This window comes from Acidithiobacillus sp. 'AMD consortium', assembly GCF_008926505.1.
Lineage (GTDB): Bacteria > Pseudomonadota > Gammaproteobacteria > Acidithiobacillales > Acidithiobacillaceae > Acidithiobacillus > Acidithiobacillus ferridurans.
This window is the reverse complement of the sequence record NZ_CP044411.1, coordinates 1,117,801-1,132,347: the sequence shown is the minus strand read 5'-3', so window position 1 is coordinate 1,132,347 and position 14,547 is coordinate 1,117,801. Positions and strand designations below refer to the sequence as shown.

Annotated in this window: 12 protein-coding genes; 2 read left to right on the top strand and 10 right to left on the bottom strand. The window is 57.1% G+C overall.

Translation table 11 applies throughout. The features are described 5' to 3' along the window. Positions 1-41: 41 nt before the first annotated feature. Both F6A13_RS05905 and F6A13_RS05900 read right to left on the bottom strand, forming a co-directional pair. Positions 42-1,298 carry a DEAD/DEAH box helicase gene (locus F6A13_RS05905; protein ID WP_126605218.1) on the bottom strand — a complete coding sequence of 419 codons (1,257 nt, stop codon included), beginning with the start codon at positions 1,296-1,298 and terminating at the stop codon, positions 42-44. Positions 1,299-1,500: 202 nt separating this feature from the next. Then, positions 1,501-1,998: a hypothetical protein gene (locus tag F6A13_RS05900; protein ID WP_126605217.1), complete on the bottom strand. Its 498-nt coding sequence runs from the start codon at positions 1,996-1,998 to the stop codon at positions 1,501-1,503. A 132-nt stretch (positions 1,999-2,130) separates the two neighbouring features. Between F6A13_RS05900 and F6A13_RS05890 the strand changes: the two genes are divergently transcribed. Beyond that, positions 2,131-3,099, top strand: coding sequence for a cation diffusion facilitator family transporter (locus F6A13_RS05890; protein ID WP_113525724.1), 969 nt, complete (start codon positions 2,131-2,133; stop codon positions 3,097-3,099). Positions 3,100-3,170: 71 nt separating this feature from the next. Here F6A13_RS05890 and F6A13_RS05885 read toward each other — a convergent pair whose 3' ends face one another. From F6A13_RS05885 to F6A13_RS05865, 5 genes are all read right to left on the bottom strand, one after another. After that, positions 3,171-3,812 (bottom strand): c-type cytochrome, encoded by a 642-nt coding sequence (locus F6A13_RS05885; protein WP_126605216.1) that lies wholly within the window; start codon positions 3,810-3,812, stop codon positions 3,171-3,173. A 14-nt stretch (positions 3,813-3,826) separates the two neighbouring features. Continuing rightward, positions 3,827-5,263, bottom strand: coding sequence for a cytochrome C (locus F6A13_RS05880; RefSeq protein ID WP_151528126.1), 1,437 nt, complete (start codon positions 5,261-5,263; stop codon positions 3,827-3,829). A gap of 572 nt (positions 5,264-5,835) precedes the next feature. Then, positions 5,836-7,050, bottom strand: a complete 1,215-nt coding sequence (locus tag F6A13_RS05875; RefSeq protein ID WP_126605215.1) for a glycosyltransferase — start codon at positions 7,048-7,050, stop codon at positions 5,836-5,838. 33 nt (positions 7,051-7,083) lie between these two features. Further along, positions 7,084-8,268, bottom strand: coding sequence for a glycosyltransferase family 4 protein (locus tag F6A13_RS05870; RefSeq protein WP_225981979.1), 1,185 nt, complete (start codon positions 8,266-8,268; stop codon positions 7,084-7,086). A gap of 146 nt (positions 8,269-8,414) precedes the next feature. Beyond that, entirely contained in the window at positions 8,415-8,660 is a 246-nt protein-coding gene (locus F6A13_RS05865; RefSeq protein WP_172959371.1) for a DUF2934 domain-containing protein, read from the bottom strand. Between the two features lie 200 nt (positions 8,661-8,860). Between F6A13_RS05865 and F6A13_RS05860 the strand changes: the two genes are divergently transcribed. Next, entirely contained in the window at positions 8,861-9,682 is an 822-nt protein-coding gene (locus F6A13_RS05860) for a UDP-2,3-diacylglucosamine diphosphatase (protein ID WP_113525719.1), read from the top strand. A 423-nt stretch (positions 9,683-10,105) separates the two neighbouring features. Here F6A13_RS05860 and F6A13_RS05855 read toward each other — a convergent pair whose 3' ends face one another. From F6A13_RS05855 to F6A13_RS05845, 3 genes are read right to left on the bottom strand one after another with little or no spacing between them, the layout of a single operon-like run. Beyond that, positions 10,106-11,164, bottom strand: coding sequence for an HNH endonuclease (locus F6A13_RS05855; RefSeq protein WP_126605214.1), 1,059 nt, complete (start codon positions 11,162-11,164; stop codon positions 10,106-10,108). After that, complete coding sequence (locus F6A13_RS05850) at positions 11,164-12,957, bottom strand: restriction system-associated AAA family ATPase (RefSeq protein ID WP_151528125.1); 1,794 nt, start codon at positions 12,955-12,957, stop codon at positions 11,164-11,166. The genes F6A13_RS05855 and F6A13_RS05850 overlap by 1 nt, the downstream gene beginning before the upstream one ends. Then, the gene (locus tag F6A13_RS05845) at positions 12,954-14,546 is read right to left on the bottom strand and encodes a restriction endonuclease subunit S (protein ID WP_126605712.1); all 1,593 of its coding nucleotides are present in this window, start codon (positions 14,544-14,546) and stop codon (positions 12,954-12,956) included. The genes F6A13_RS05850 and F6A13_RS05845 overlap by 4 nt, the downstream gene beginning before the upstream one ends. Position 14,547 lies beyond the last annotated feature (1 nt).

Here is a 14,547-nt window from a genome sequence, read left to right as displayed (position 1 = left end):
CAAAATAACCCCGTCAGTACAGGATGGGAAGAATCATGTTCTCAGGTGCGGCGGGCACGACCCGAAGGCACCGCTCCTGAACCGGGCCGACCCCGCCCTGCGGCCTGAGCCGGACGACGCGGCACCCCTGACGGTGCATGACCGGAGAAAGACTGTCGCGGCTCGAAACCGACGACGATCTCCCGGTCAAAGGAGCGACGCAGGAGCTTCTCCACATCCTGTAACTGCTTACGCTCCTCGCTGCTCACCAGCGATACGGCCTGGCCGTTGTTACCGGCGCGACCGGTCCGCCCGATACGATGGACATAATCTTCCGGCACATGGGGAAGTTCAAAGTTCACCACGTGGGGCAGCTCGCTGATGTCGATACCGCGGGCAGCGATATCCGTCGCCACCAGGACCTGCACTTTGCCTTCCTTGAACTCCGCCAGGGCGCGGGTACGGGCGCCCTGGCTCTTATCGCCATGGATTGCCATAGCCTGCATGCCATCCTGCGATAAGTGCCTGGCAAGGCGGTCGGCACCATGCTTGGTGCGAGTGAAAACCAGCACCTGCCCCCATTGATGTTCTTCGATCAGATGGGAAAGAAGCTCGCGTTTGCGGTCCTGATCGACGGCAAAAACCCGCTGGGCGACATTATCGGCAGTAGCATTGCGCGCCGCGACCTCAACACTGGTCGGGTTGTTCAGCAGGCCATCGGCCAGCCCACGGATTTCCGGCGAGAACGTCGCCGAGAACAGCAGGTTCTGGCGTTTTTTCGGCAATACCGCAAGGATGCGCCGGATATCACGAATAAAGCCCATGTCGAGCATGCGATCGGCTTCGTCAAGCACCAGAATTTCGACGTGAGAGAGGTCGACACTGCGCTGCTGGATATGATCCAGCAGGCGACCGGGGGTGGCTACCAGGACATCCACGCTGCGGCGCAGTTTCTGCATCTGGGGATTGATCTTGACCCCACCGATGAGCACCAGGGAGCGCAGGGGAAGATAGCGCCCGTACAATTGCACGCTCGCCTCCACCTGCGCCGCCAGTTCGCGGGTGGGAACCAGAATCAGCGCACGCACACTGGAAGGAGCGCATGACGCGCTACCTGAAGTAGCCGCCAGTTTGTGCAGGATGGGCATGGCAAACGCGGCAGTCTTGCCGGTACCCGTCTGTGCGCCCGCCAGCAGGTCGACACCGGACATGACTACCGGGATGGCCTGTTCCTGAATAGGGGTGGGACTGGTGTAGCCACGTTCGGCAGCCGCACGCCAGATAGGCTCAGAAAGACCCAGAGATTCAAAAGACGACATAAGTTTTACTCCGAAAACACCGGCCTCGCCACAAGGGCGCCAGTCTATGGCAGACGCTTCATAAAGGTAGGGACCAGTGCGACGCGCGTCATGCAGACTGAGGCATGACGGCAAGCGCACTCTAACAGAACAGATTACCCATTACGAGTGACAAATGGTGACGGCCATGTCCAGACAAAGCACTGGGCTATCCAGAAGGACATCAGGGACCGCCTTGTGGCCGCCGCGACTTGTCCGGAGGCCCCCGATCTGAATGCTGCCCGGGGCGCTGTGGAGGTGGCGCGAAGCGTGGCCGCTGCCCTTCCGGGCCCGGCGCCCTGTACCCTGGGAAAGCCTGCGGAGGAGGTGAAACGAATCCCCCCGGCGCACCCATGGGTACGCGCGGTGGCGGCGGCAAAGGTACACCCACGGGCGGTCTGGGCGGCAGCGGTATGCCGCGGCGCAGGGGCGGCGGCGCCGCAAAATAACGGTAATAATAGGACCGTGGATAGTAGTTCCACAGTTGGGTCTGAAAATATAATTGCGGGGTGTAGTACCGAGCGTAAGCACCAGGTGGATACCAGTAGCCAACCGCAGGGTAACCGCTGTAATACCCTTGGCCCCCATAAGCATAATAATCATAGCCGGTGGGGTATACGGCGCAACCCGCGCCCGCCCCGAGAAGCAAGCCGACCATGACCACGAAACCTGATTTTTTCATACGTCTCCCTCCATAGGATGATCCAGCAGATGCAAAAGGCGCTGACTATCGGCCAGAGGCATATCCAGATCCCGGCAGTGGCGCCAGGGCTTTTAATGAGTCATATTCAACCAAAACGCGGAGGAATGCCATATGGCACACAACCACACCGATCATGCAGAATCCCCGCATACCCATGCGCCCCCTCATGATCACGGGCACCGCCATGGAGCACATGGTCATGCCCCCGTGAATGGCCGTGCTTTTGCGATCGGCATTGGACTCAATCTGAGCTTCGTATTGACCGAGGCGGTGTTCGGGGTGCTTGGGCATTCCCTCGCGCTGCTGGCAGATGCCGGCCATAACCTCAGTGACGTTCTGGGGCTGCTCATGGCCTGGGGAGCGAGTGCCCTCGCCAACCGCCCCCCTTCGGGGCGATTTACCTATGGACTACGCAGTTCGTCCATTCTCGCGGCGCTGGCGAACGCCGTCTTTCTGTTGGTGGTCACCGGCGGCATCGCCTGGGAAGCCATTGAGCGGCTGCTGCACCCGGCCTCCGTAGCAAGTGTCGTCGTAATCGGTGTGGCGGCCTTCGGGGTAGTGATCAACACGGGGACGGCCCTGCTCTTCATGTCGGGACGAAAAGGCGACTTGAATATCCGTGCGGCGTTTTTGCACATGGCAGGCGACGCAGCGATCTCTTTGGGCGTAGTGGTGGCGGGGATCGTGATGCTGTTCACCCACTGGTTCTGGCTGGACTCTGCAGCTAGTCTGCTGATCAGCGCGTTGATTGTGATGGCTACCTGGGGTTTATTGCGTGACTCCGCCCATCTGGCGCTGCACGGCGTCCCCCCGGGTATCGACATCGACGCAGTACGGGTTTATTTGCTTGGGATACCCAACGTCACGGCCGTGCACGACCTGCATATCTGGGCCATGAGCACCACCGAAACTGCGCTGACTGCGCATCTGGTCATGCCCGACTGCTATCCCGGCGATGCGCTGCTCCATGAAATCGGTGAGGAATTGCGCGCGCATTTTCAGATCGTCCATCCTACCTTGCAAGTGGAAACAGGCGATCCGGGCCATCCCTGCAAGCTGGCCGGGGAGCATCTGGTATAAGATGGCGGCAGACCTGACATGGCCCACACCGGGCGTGCCAGAATCTGCGCCTCCACCGCATCTCATTGATCTCAATGCAGACCGGACAGATAAGCCGCCACATCCTGCATTTGCCGGTTTGTCAGCTTTTCTGCCACTGGCTGCATGATGGGATTCACCCGGTTTCCATCATGCAGATAGCTTAGCTGCTGAACGATATATGCGTATCGCTGCCCGGCCAATCGCGGAAATATCCCTCGACCTGTCGCGTTCACGGCGTGGCAGGCCATACACGCGGGAACACCCTGCGCAGCGATGCCCTGCAGGAATATCTGCTTACCCGCGGAGACTCCGGGACGTGGCGAGGATGCGCTGTGCATGGGCGATTGCGCCGCATAATACTTCGCAACTGACTGGATTTCCTTCTGACTCATGGCCTGCGCGACAGGCCACATGTAAATCTGCGCATTTTGATCCGCACGGGTATGCGCCTTGAACTGCTTCAGTTGCCATGCCAGATATTGCACCTGCTGACCACTCAGGCGCGGAACCATCGGATAGATGGTATTTTCGCCGGTCTGGCCGTGGCAGATCATACATGACTGATGGACAGATTGTGGCACCTGCGCCAGTGCTGGACCGGCGCTCCATATCGCCAACGCTACGGCGGCACTGCGAATGACACCCTTCTTTTTGGAAGGAGCGAAACGATTCGATGATAATACAAGATACATAGCCCACCCCCTCCTTAAAATGATATCCAGGTCAGCAGCTCAAGCGTATTGTATGCCGAAGCGCCGAAACTCGTGGCCGTACTGTTCGTCAGCCCGCGAAATTGGTTAAACATGGTATACCGCAACGAGAATCTGGTGTTCCACCAGGGCAAATAAGACGCCTCGATCCATTCTCCGTTGGTATCCGGAGATCCGTTATCGGAATAGCTCGTTCCCCAGAGATCAGGGTTGGCAGAACCCCAGGTGTCCAGATATCCACCAGATACACCATAATGATCATGGTACCAGTAGGAACCATTTATATTGAGGGAATTGAGATTTCCAGTTGTAGAACTTGAAAGAGTAGTACCTGGACCAAATGTCTGGTCCTCGTGTATCCAGTCCGCGTGCAGCGTGACATTGCTGTTGTCCGCCGTATCCAGCCATTGCAATTGGCTATCCAGATCATAATCATCGAAACTGTCTACCGGACCGCCTTTGGTGTTGGGACTATCGTACAGGCGACTCCACATCCCATAGGTACCGACTTCCCAGTTCCAGTTACCCCAGTCGCGCTGATAGGCCAGACGAACATAGGGGGCGACACCCTGCATTCTGCCGTCATTAGCATATCCGAATGCTCCTCCGGAGTTCGGCTGTACACCAATACCGTCCGCGTTGGTGTATCCGTCCGCCTCGAAGTAGAGCCAGTTGGCCTTATCCTGCCCAAAAATATAGGCTTCGTAAGTGCCGATACCCGCAAGAGGATAACCGGCGCCATGCGCCCCTTCGATAAAGGTGGTGGGTATCTGCCGGATGGCACTATATTTGGAACTCGAGAATGGCGCATACCAGTCTGGTACCGTGTTGTAGATGTCCGGCTCGGTCGGTGTATTATTCACTTCGACACCGGTGATCAGCAGTTGATCGGGACCCAGGTTCCATGGGTGCGCCCAACGGATGTCGCTGTCATCCATACCGAAACCGCCTCGGCCGCTGTATGTCAGATGCAGGAATGCACCGATATGGGGGGTGATTTCCCCCGCATAGAATAAACTCACCTGTTGCGGAAATTGAATGTCATTCTGGTTACCCGGCGGGTTGGATACCCCCGCCCCATTAAAGGCCTCCTGGCCCCCGGCCACATTGGCATAGCTCGCCTGAAAAAAAATCGAAAACTGTGACACACGCATCAGCAGAAGTGCGGTGCTTTTTCCAAACTTTGCTTCCAGCTTCTGCTGCCGCTGAACATTATTACTGGTATATCCCAGCAGCTTGAACATACGACCCATGGGGGTGAGTTGAGGATAGGATGTATGGCACGTTGCGCACGACCAGCCAGTCTGACGGGCGAATGTCGGCAATGCCAGCGCATTGCCCGAACATGCGGCCGCCCCAACCATAAATGTAGCGCATGTAGCCCAACGAATTTTGTGCTTCCACTGCATGCTGCTCCGCGACTGAATTTTCATATTTGATCTCCCTTTTTGATGTTTCTGCCTTTGTTGCCACTTCGTTAGCAATTCGCGCCGAAAGATAAATCCCCCGACATCGAAATATCCCAAATATTACGAACTGCGACTTGCCTTGTTAGCATTCACAAACATGGTAACTAACTGATACATATTCACAAAAGAACTACGGCCATCGCGCTGCTCGCCTTTGACCGCAATACGCAGTCCTGCGACCACCGCACAGGCACTCCGCCTGATTGGGACCAGAGCGTATGGAAAACCCATCTCCATCAGTACTCGATGCCGAACAGATGCATGTAACGAATATGTTAACATGCGTTTATCGTTTTGTATGCTGCAGATGTAATTCTTTTTCAGCCGAATGTCAACCAATCGACAGGATTGATCCGCAACAGATTCGCCATGCTATTAAATAGGATAATAATCAATTAGATAAATGATTAATAAATTATTCTATGGACACATCATTTAATATTGGGATTCGTGCTTGGGCACCAACTCGAAAAACCGCTAACTAATCATGAGGACCGGGAGGAGGACCGCGCGGTATCCGTTGCATATCTGGATGATCATCTGGAGCTGGTGCGATGAGGGACGGATGATGTACCCGCGGGGTTCGAAGCAGACTTGCCGCCCGCGACGGCAACAGCGTAAAACGCCTGCAGGCGTTCAGCCATGGCCGGCTCGGCCCATTGGGTGGCCAGTTCTCTGGCTTCCTGCGCCATCCGCGCGCGCAGCACGTCATTGGACAAAATGCCGGCGCAGACCTCGGCAAAACCGGACGCTTGGGCCGGTGCGGCTCGTGTGCCGCGGCCACTGGTCACAAAGTCCGCAGCACCCATGGCCGCAATGGCGACGAGGGGTAGCCCCGCCGCCAGGGCTTCAAGCAATACCATGCCCTGCGTCTCGGTTTCCGAGGCGAACACCAGAAGATCGGCGGCGGCATAGGCATCCCGCAGGGCCGTGTCGTGGTCCAGATAGCCGAGAAAACGAACCTGCTCCGTCAAATCCTTTTCGACGACCTGCTGTTCCAGGGATTCCCTGAAAGGGCCGTCGCCCGCCAGCAGCAAGAGGATACCCGGAAAAATCGCGCGCAGGTGCCCGACCACTTCCACCAGCAGGGCGATGTTCTTTTCGGGAGCGATCCGCCCGGCATAAAGCAGCACCAAACGGTCTGCCGCGATGCCGTGGCGATCGCGAAAGGCGGACCGGTCCCCCGTTGTCTGGGCAGTCAGATCAATGCCGGTGGGGATGACCCGGATCGGGGTATTGACGCCGTAGCCCCAGAGCACAGTCGCCATGGCCATGGAGGGCACGATCACACCATCCACCGCCTGGCACTGCTGACGTGAGGGGATCCGGGCCAGGGCGAGACGCAGGATTTTGGGTATGCCTGCATAATAGTGACCGATGTAGGCCTCAAAATAGGTGTGGTAGGAGCTCAGGACCGGTATCTCCAGCCTACGGGCCAGATGGGTACCCATATAATGGGCGGCAAAGGGGGTTTGGACATGCAGCAGGTCATAGCCACGGGATGCCAGCTCACGGGTCATGCGCAGGAGTGCCCAAGGCCGCATCAATCGCTCTTCGGGATAAAAACCCGTTTTCCAAGCCGGCACACGCATGATGCCGGAATCATCGCTCGGCACGGAAGACCCATAATCGGGGACCAGCAGATCCACCGTGTGTCCAAGTCCCTGCAGCCCGCTACGAAAGCTGCGAATCGAGGTGGCGACCCCGCTGATGCGGGGGATATAGGTATCGGAGAGCATCAGTATGCGCATCGGAGTATCCTTGCGAAAGTGATTCAAGTGTCATCACGGCGGAGCGAGTTCGGATCCTAGTTGTTCGCGATAGGCGGCTTCGAGCACGTCGAAACTGTGCATCCAGCTCTGGGATTCGGCCCGCAGACGACCGGCCGCACCGAACTTTTGGCGGAGACCGGAATCTTTGCTGAGGAGTTGTAACATGGGGGCCCAGTCACTGCCCGGGGGCAGGAGCAATCCATGAACAGCATCACTCACCTGTTCGTTTACCCCAGGGCAATCATAAGCGAGGATCGGCAAGCCGCTGGCTTCGGCTTCGAGCACCACATTCCCGAAGGTTTCACTGCAGGAGGGGAAGCAGAACAGATCGGCGCTGGCATACCAGCGCGCCAGATCCATGCCCCGCTGCATGCCGATACAGAGAATGCCTTCCTCGGAGAGGCGGCTGAACCCTGGGCGCAAGGGACCGTCGCCCACCAGCACGAGCACCGCTCTAAGACCGTTCCTGCGCAGCGTGCGAAAGGCGGTGATGAGCGGCGTGAGATTCTTTTCGGGAGCCAGTCGCCCCACATACAGCAAGAGTCGGCCCTCCGGCCCCAGGCCCAAGCTTTCCCGCAGCGCATCGTCCCGCCATTGGGGATGAAAACGCACGGTATCCACGCCTCTACCCCAACGGCGTACTTGCTGAAATCCTTGGGCCTGCAGACGATCCAAGGTGCTCTGGCTGGGCACCAGCGTGAGTTTGCCCGCATTATGAAAGGCGCGAAGATAAATTCTCGCCCCGTGGCCCAGCAGGGATAACCCGTAATGTGCGGCGTACTGATCAAAATTGGTATGGAAGCTGGTTACCGCGGGAATGTGCAGACGCCGTGCGGCGATGAGGGCGGCGAGGCCCAAAGGACCTTCCGTAGCAATATGGACGATCTCGCTGCCCCAATCCCGCAAGCAGCGCTGCAGGATGATAGGGGTGGCACACCCGATGCGCACCTGGCGGTAAAAAAAGAGGGGCAGCGCGGGCATGAGGCCCGGACTCGGGGATTCCCCCGCCTGCCGTGGACGGATGAGGGTGACCTCATGACCTCGGGCCTGCAAGGCCTCGACGGCGCGCCCCAGGGTAATGGCCACCCCATTGATCTCGGGCGGGTAGGTCTCCGTAACCAGGGTGATCCGCATCGCGGTTTCCGTCATGCGCCGCTGGTCTCGGGCGAGAACCGGACAGCCGTGATCGGCGTGCATACCAGCATCTCCATCAGAGCTGCTCCCGCCATTCCATGCGCTACGGCCATATTCAGTACCTGCCCATACCAGCGCAAGGCGTGCCCTCCAAGCTACTGTGAGAAAGGTTTCTTACCCACGGACGGGTGCTGTTGAGCGTCACCACCCTACTGGCCAGCGGCAAGCCCTTCCCGGTCTATGTCCTGTTCGGCGGCGAACCAACAGGCTTCCGTCTGGTCGGCCGGAAATCCTTGCTGTTCCGCCAGAAAATAGGCGGCCTCGGCGATCCGGCGATGCCGAAGCTCGGGGTCACTCACCATCGGTGCGACTACGGAAGCAGGCGTTTCGGGGAGCGGAACGGGACTGAACGGGGCTTGTTCATGGCTATCCGGTGTTTCGTGCATGGAGGTCATGGCATTCTCCTGAATATCCGTAGATGGGCGACAGCAAAGTGTCATCGTGAATCATACCGAGCGAATGTGACAGTTTCGTGAACGTCTGCGGAATACCTGACCTGCGCTCGGTCTGATGTCGACCTAGTGCATCTCTTCCCAGGTTTGCGGCTATACTACCGGGGCAAAAATCCTCAACCTCGACCTGACCAGGGGGTCTCATGCCGTCGCACACTCCGCCGAAGAATGCTGAGGAGCCGCTCGGTGTCTCCTGCCGCGCCATTTTTATTTCCGATGTTCATTTGGGCACTCGAGGCTGCCAGGCGGAGGCGTTGCTCTCCTTTCTGCGTCATTATCACTGCGAATACCTGTATCTGGTGGGAGACATACTCGACCTCTGGCAACTCAAGCGCCGCTGGTACTGGCCGCCCACGCACAATACGGTGGTACAAAAGATCCTTCGTCTCGCCCGGCATGGGGTGCAGGTGCGCTATGTACGGGGCAACCATGACCCGGTTTTTGAAATGCTTTCCGATCTCGTCCCCGTAGAGGGGGAGCGTATCCTGCTGGGAGATATCCAGATCGTGGACAGATGCGTTCACGAGACAGTCGACGGCCGCCGCCTATGGGTGATCCATGGGGATCAATTCGATGTGACGATGCGGTACGCCCCCTGGCTTACCCGGCTCGGGGATCACGGCTATACGCTGCTCCTTTTCATCAATCGCCGGTATCAATGGGCAGTACGCCGCATCGGTCTGCATAGCCGCTGGTCCCTGAGCGCGACCATCAAACGCCGCGTCAAACAGGCGGTGCAGTTCATTGGCGACTATGAACAGGTCTTGGCGCAGGCATGCCGCCGGGAGGGCTACGAAGGGGTCATCTGCGGCCATATTCATCATGCGGAGATCAAGGAAATCGAGGGCATCCTGTATCACAACGACGGCGACTGGGTGGAGAGTTGCACGGCGCTCGTGGAACACGCAACGGGGCGCCTGGAACTGGTGCATTGGGATGGGGAATCCCAGGTCCCCCGGCATTGAGGTACCCATATGTCTCGGAACCAGCCGGAGCACATCGGCCACAGTTAGGTAATCACGTGACACGACGTACTTCGCCAACTCACGGTGAGGCTGTCGAGCTCATCGAGGCTGGAGGCGAACGCCGCCATCCCGTGATATCTGAAAAATCCGGTGCTGAGCGACGATGACCTTGTCCGACCCGCCACGTCAATAACGCGACTTTCACGAACCGCCTACACCTGTCACCGGCCGATTGGAGATAGGCTGCACCAGCCAGACTGGCAAAATCCCAGAGTAAGACCAGAAGATAGACAAAGGCTGGGACGAAAAATAAAGTCCATAAATATCATTTTATTACGCCATGTCGTTGGTGGCGGACCGTTGACCATGTGCCAACTGGCCTCCCGAGATTATGAGCACTGGTGCCGATTACTGCAGAAATTCTCAAAGAACGCCGATCTGCCGGCACGCCTCGAGAAAAGGCTGTCTAAGGAAATTGCAGTCGGCGTACGGTCGGCTTTGCGCCTGCTGGGCGCGCATGTTCAAGATGTCGTCGGGTTGTTTATCGTAAGCCTGGCATTCATCGAGCACCTGGGTCAGCCAGTACTTGCCGTCATTTTCTCCGCAGAGTTTGGCTTTGTAGCGCTCGTCAATGCCGTACACGTCCTTCCAGGTGTCGATTTCCTGACTAATGTCAGCAGGGCCGAATTGCAGCATGATGTCCGCCGGCGTCAGATTGTCGATATCTGAGTGCCGCAAGGTCACCTGGATATCAATGGCTTGGCCCGCAGCAGCGTACGGGTAGAAGACTTTGCGCCGCCCGGCATCGTTGCGCGCGGGATCCTTGCTTAACTTGTAAGTACTGTTGCATTCATGGCAGGCCGGGGCCAGATTGCGAAAGTTGATCGAGTTGAATGGGTACAGCGCCTTGGGCAAGTAATGGTCGTAGGCCTCCCGTTTGCTGTGATGCGTGCCTCTGATATCGCCGATGCCGCAAAACGGGCATTTTCCTTCCTTATTGGTGGACACAAAGGTTTGATAGTGATCGTCAATGTCACCGATCTTGGCGCGCAGTGCAGCGAGGTCCAGCAGCGACTGTGAGTACAAGCCCTTGAAAAAGACGGCAAGTTGCTCGGCAAGGTCTTTGTGGGGAACAGCGATGTCGGCGTACCGGACGAGGTGTGTAGCCGGATCATTGGCGCACACTTTTTCTAGATCGTTATTGCCCTGATACCACTGCTGAAACTGGTTGATCTGGGAGGGGGACAGTGCCGAAAACAGACCGTAGATTCGTTCCACATGGCCATAAAAGAAATCGGCACCTTGCGCGTCGGAGTAATAGAACGCTTCCATCACTTCGCGCAACTCTGCGTTGGCGTCGAACAGGTGCAGGCCAAAGGGGACCCTTGCCGGGGCCTTGCACCACACCTCGTAAAAGATGAAGTCGATGAACGCCTGCATCTTTTCCATTTTGTGTGGCACATAGGTGTACGGAAACAGCATCAGTCCTGCGCCTCCCCAGTGCCCGACTGATCGCTGCCAAGGATGGTATTGATCAGCAGCACTTTTTCCACCGAGTCGCCGAGTTGCTGGTGAATCGCCGTGATCAACGCTTCCTTGTCTTCGGAGCCCTGTTCAAAGCGGGCTCGGAACTTCTCCAACTCGATCTGCGCATGGCCACCGATGGTTTCGCGCTTGCCGAAGGTGTTCATGGTGATCTTGTTGATCGAGGCGCCCAGCGTGTTGTAATCCGGGCGGCTGATGCTGACCGCGCCGCTTGTTTTGTCCTTGGCAAACACCAGCACCTTGTCCGGCTTACTGTCGGAGATCAGGAACGGCGAATGGGTGGTGATCAGCATTTCCTGCCCCACATTGCCCGTACCAGGCAGGCACTGGCGCAGGCGGGTGATGAAATTGGAGCGCCAATCGGGATTGAAATGAGTTTCTGGCTCGTCGAGCAGGAACAGGCTGTTGGTCTCTCGAAACAGCAGGCACAAGCCGAGGCTGTGCAGCAACTGGTGCTCACCGTCTGACAAATCTTTCAACATCATCGACTGCTCAACACCCTGCTTGCTGAAGCGCACAAACTCGAAACACATGATGCGTTCATCGGAAGCCAGCGTCGGCACCGTTTCGCTGACGTAGTGGCTGGTGGATTGATACAGATCGGCCTTGAGCGCATCGCTCACGGAATATAGATTGAGTGTCAACAACACCTGAAAGGCCTGGAACAGCGCCAGCGGCGAACCATCGAAGTTCTCGCGGAACGCCTGCCGGGTGTCGTCATTCACCCAGTAGTCGAGCACCAGCGTATCCGTGGCCTCATCAAGGTAATGCAGGCTCGCGCAGCGCTTGAGGGCGCTCACCACCAGAGAGGATTTCTCGTCGCCTTCCAGCACATACATCAGGTTCAGGCGGTAACGGGTGCTGCCTGCGTCGTCCGTTTCTGCGCGCAAGGCGGGGTTGCTCTTGACGATGTCATCAAGCGACTGGCGCTGATTCTGGTCCTCGCTGGCGAAGGCGGCCAATTGCTCGGGCGCAAGCAGAACGCTGCGGCGGATGATGATGCGGAACTCCCGCAATACCTCGATGCCCACATCCTCGTGGAAGGGCTGAAGCGTGGCCTCGTCTTGAAACAGCAGATTGCACAGCAATATGGCTTGGCTGAAACCATTGTCGAGGTAAGCCATCCGTGTTTCCGGGTGGCCGGGGTACGGCAGTTGCTGGGTCAGCACATTCCAGTATTCGTCGAACTGCACGAAACGCAACTTGAAGAAGGGCAAACTGAGGATTTCGTTCTCGCCCGACGAATAACCCAGCACATACTGGGGCGTCAAGAGAGCAAGAGGATCAACACTTGGATCTCGGTATATATCTGTATTGAAATCGGTCCAGCCCTCCTCCCAATAAAATGCGAACCGTTTACCCGTTTTCTTTCTCAGGCACACTTTGGCCCAGTCGGGGCTGCCCGGTTGCACATAGTCTGCGGGGAGCTGAATCAGGTAATCCAGCTCAAACGCCACCGGCGAAAACTCCTGATCGGCGTTCTGCAACTCCTCGGGTAGAAAACTGCGGCGCCCCCGCAGAATTTCTATCTGAAAGAAGATTGCCGCCAGCGCTTCGAGTAGATTGGACTTGCCGCTGCCATTGGGGCCGGCGCAGACGAAGGGCGCAAAGCCGTCGGGCTGGGCCAGTTCGTCCTGCAAGCTCCATTCAGTGCGAAAGTGATGCTCAAAACCACAGGGCAGGCTGCGAAAGCCCGCCGGGTCGGTGATCTTGAGGCGCAACAGTTTCATGCCTGCACGGCCTTGAGCTGGATGCGGTTGCCTGCGTCATCAAACGCCTGCGACAGCGTGCCAGCGGCAAGTGCCTCGAACACCCAGGCCTTGATGTGCTCGTAGTCGTGGGCGCCCAGTACGAAATCGTTATCCGGGTGCAGTTCCGCCAGCCGGGTTTGCGCCGCCGCCATGAGGTGCTGCACCGAAAACGGTGCGTTGCCCAGTTGGCCGCAGTAGGCCTCGAGCCACTGCGAGATTAAACCCTCGCGCGCCTCAGCGCTCTCCAGCACCGCCAGCAAGTTGTCGGTGTCGGGCAAGTTGATGGCCAGGCCCTGTTCGGCGGGGGTGTGTAAGGGTTCTGCTGCCACGCTTTTCTCTTCCTCAGTTTGTATGCCTGGCATGGGCACGCGCGACAGATCCAGCTCGCCCTTGAATGCCTGCTGGCTCAGTGCGCCGTAGAGGGCTTCGAGATCGGTGAGGCTCTGCTGGTAGCGGGATTTGATGCCGTCGATTTTTTCGACGACGGCAGAGAAATTTTTCTGAATGCGAACCGGCGGGCATGGCACATCAATCGTCATGAACTTCTTCATAGAAATATTCAGCATCGAATCATGTCCGCCACTTGCCAGACTTCTTACCACATCTCTATATCGCTCATTTTTCAGCAAGTAATTGAAAAACTGTGCGTTAATAAATTCTGTATTGAGCGTCAGAACCCATAACTTATCTGGTAGGAATAGCTGGTTGTAATCATGAGGAACAATGCAACATGCAGCCACCAGCTCGACTGTGTTTGCGCGACTAAACAGGAAATCCCCACGCTTAACAAACCGAACTGCCTTCGTTATCTGTGCTGGATTAACAACTTTAAACTCAGTCGGATCAAACGTGCCCTTCGTTACTGCGCTAATTTTTAGCACTCCGACTTCGTCAGGGCTCGCGAAGGCCCTGTCTTCACCCCCGTAGCTCGTACCTGAAGAAATATCAAAAACTGCTTTTTCGCAGGGATGAATATCCCACCCCTTCTCATTCCGCACTGGATCGCCAAACATCTCCAGAAACACGCTCTTGAGCAGGTTGTCGAGTTGTTGCAGGTATTGTTTGCGCTGGGCGATCAGTTCTTCCACTTTGCCGAGCAGATGGGCAATGCGGATTTGGTCGTCGCGCTGTTCAGGCACAGGAATTTCGTAGCTCTGAATGTCACCGAGACTGATTGCCGGATAGGCAGGGTCTTTAATCAGCACCGAAGGCGGGAAGCGCTTTAGGGCCAAACGAAGGTAGTCCGCGTGAGCACTACCGTTCGGGATCAGCGTTGCCAAATGGCTGACGACATAAGCAGGATTATCAAGTACGTAAATTCTGTCCTTGGTGGCAGACATGCCACTCTTTGCAAACAGAATTGTGCCCTTTGGGTAAGTTTTCAGCTTCCGCAGCTTTGCTGTTTCGTCGCTGACAAGCTCAAGATCAGACTCGCTTTTCCCCGATAGCAGGCTATCCAAGCTGCCGGCACGAACAAACGGTATTCCGTGGTCAGAAAATTCATCGTCCTTAGGTGCTGCCTGCCCTGCTGAAACGATAGCAAGTTGACTCAGCGGGGTTTGCTTCATT

What these genes read in the sequence shown, in the direction of transcription:
- F6A13_RS05855 (WP_126605214.1), bottom strand. Translation starts at nt 11,164, where the DNA reads ATGCTGTTTCCGTACACCTATGTGCCACACAAAATGGAAAAGATGCAG.
- F6A13_RS05900 (WP_126605217.1), bottom strand. Translation starts at nt 1,998, where the DNA reads ATGAAAAAATCAGGTTTCGTGGTCATGGTCGGCTTGCTTCTCGGGGCG.
- F6A13_RS05905 (WP_126605218.1), bottom strand. Translation starts at nt 1,298, where the DNA reads ATGTCGTCTTTTGAATCTCTGGGTCTTTCTGAGCCTATCTGGCGTGCG.
- F6A13_RS05890 (WP_113525724.1), top strand. Translation starts at nt 2,131, where the DNA reads ATGGCACACAACCACACCGATCATGCAGAATCCCCGCATACCCATGCG.
- F6A13_RS05865 (WP_172959371.1), bottom strand. Translation starts at nt 8,660, where the DNA reads ATGACCTCCATGCACGAAACACCGGATAGCCATGAACAAGCCCCGTTC.
- F6A13_RS05870 (WP_225981979.1), bottom strand. Translation starts at nt 8,268, where the DNA reads ATGCACGCCGATCACGGCTGTCCGGTTCTCGCCCGAGACCAGCGGCGC.
- F6A13_RS05850 (WP_151528125.1), bottom strand. Translation starts at nt 12,957, where the DNA reads ATGAAACTGTTGCGCCTCAAGATCACCGACCCGGCGGGCTTTCGCAGC.
- F6A13_RS05875 (WP_126605215.1), bottom strand. Translation starts at nt 7,050, where the DNA reads ATGCGCATACTGATGCTCTCCGATACCTATATCCCCCGCATCAGCGGG.
- F6A13_RS05880 (WP_151528126.1), bottom strand. Translation starts at nt 5,263, where the DNA reads ATGAAAATTCAGTCGCGGAGCAGCATGCAGTGGAAGCACAAAATTCGT.
- F6A13_RS05860 (WP_113525719.1), top strand. Translation starts at nt 8,861, where the DNA reads ATGCCGTCGCACACTCCGCCGAAGAATGCTGAGGAGCCGCTCGGTGTC.
- F6A13_RS05885 (WP_126605216.1), bottom strand. Translation starts at nt 3,812, where the DNA reads ATGTATCTTGTATTATCATCGAATCGTTTCGCTCCTTCCAAAAAGAAG.
- F6A13_RS05845 (WP_126605712.1), bottom strand. Translation starts at nt 14,546, where the DNA reads ATGAAGCAAACCCCGCTGAGTCAACTTGCTATCGTTTCAGCAGGGCAG.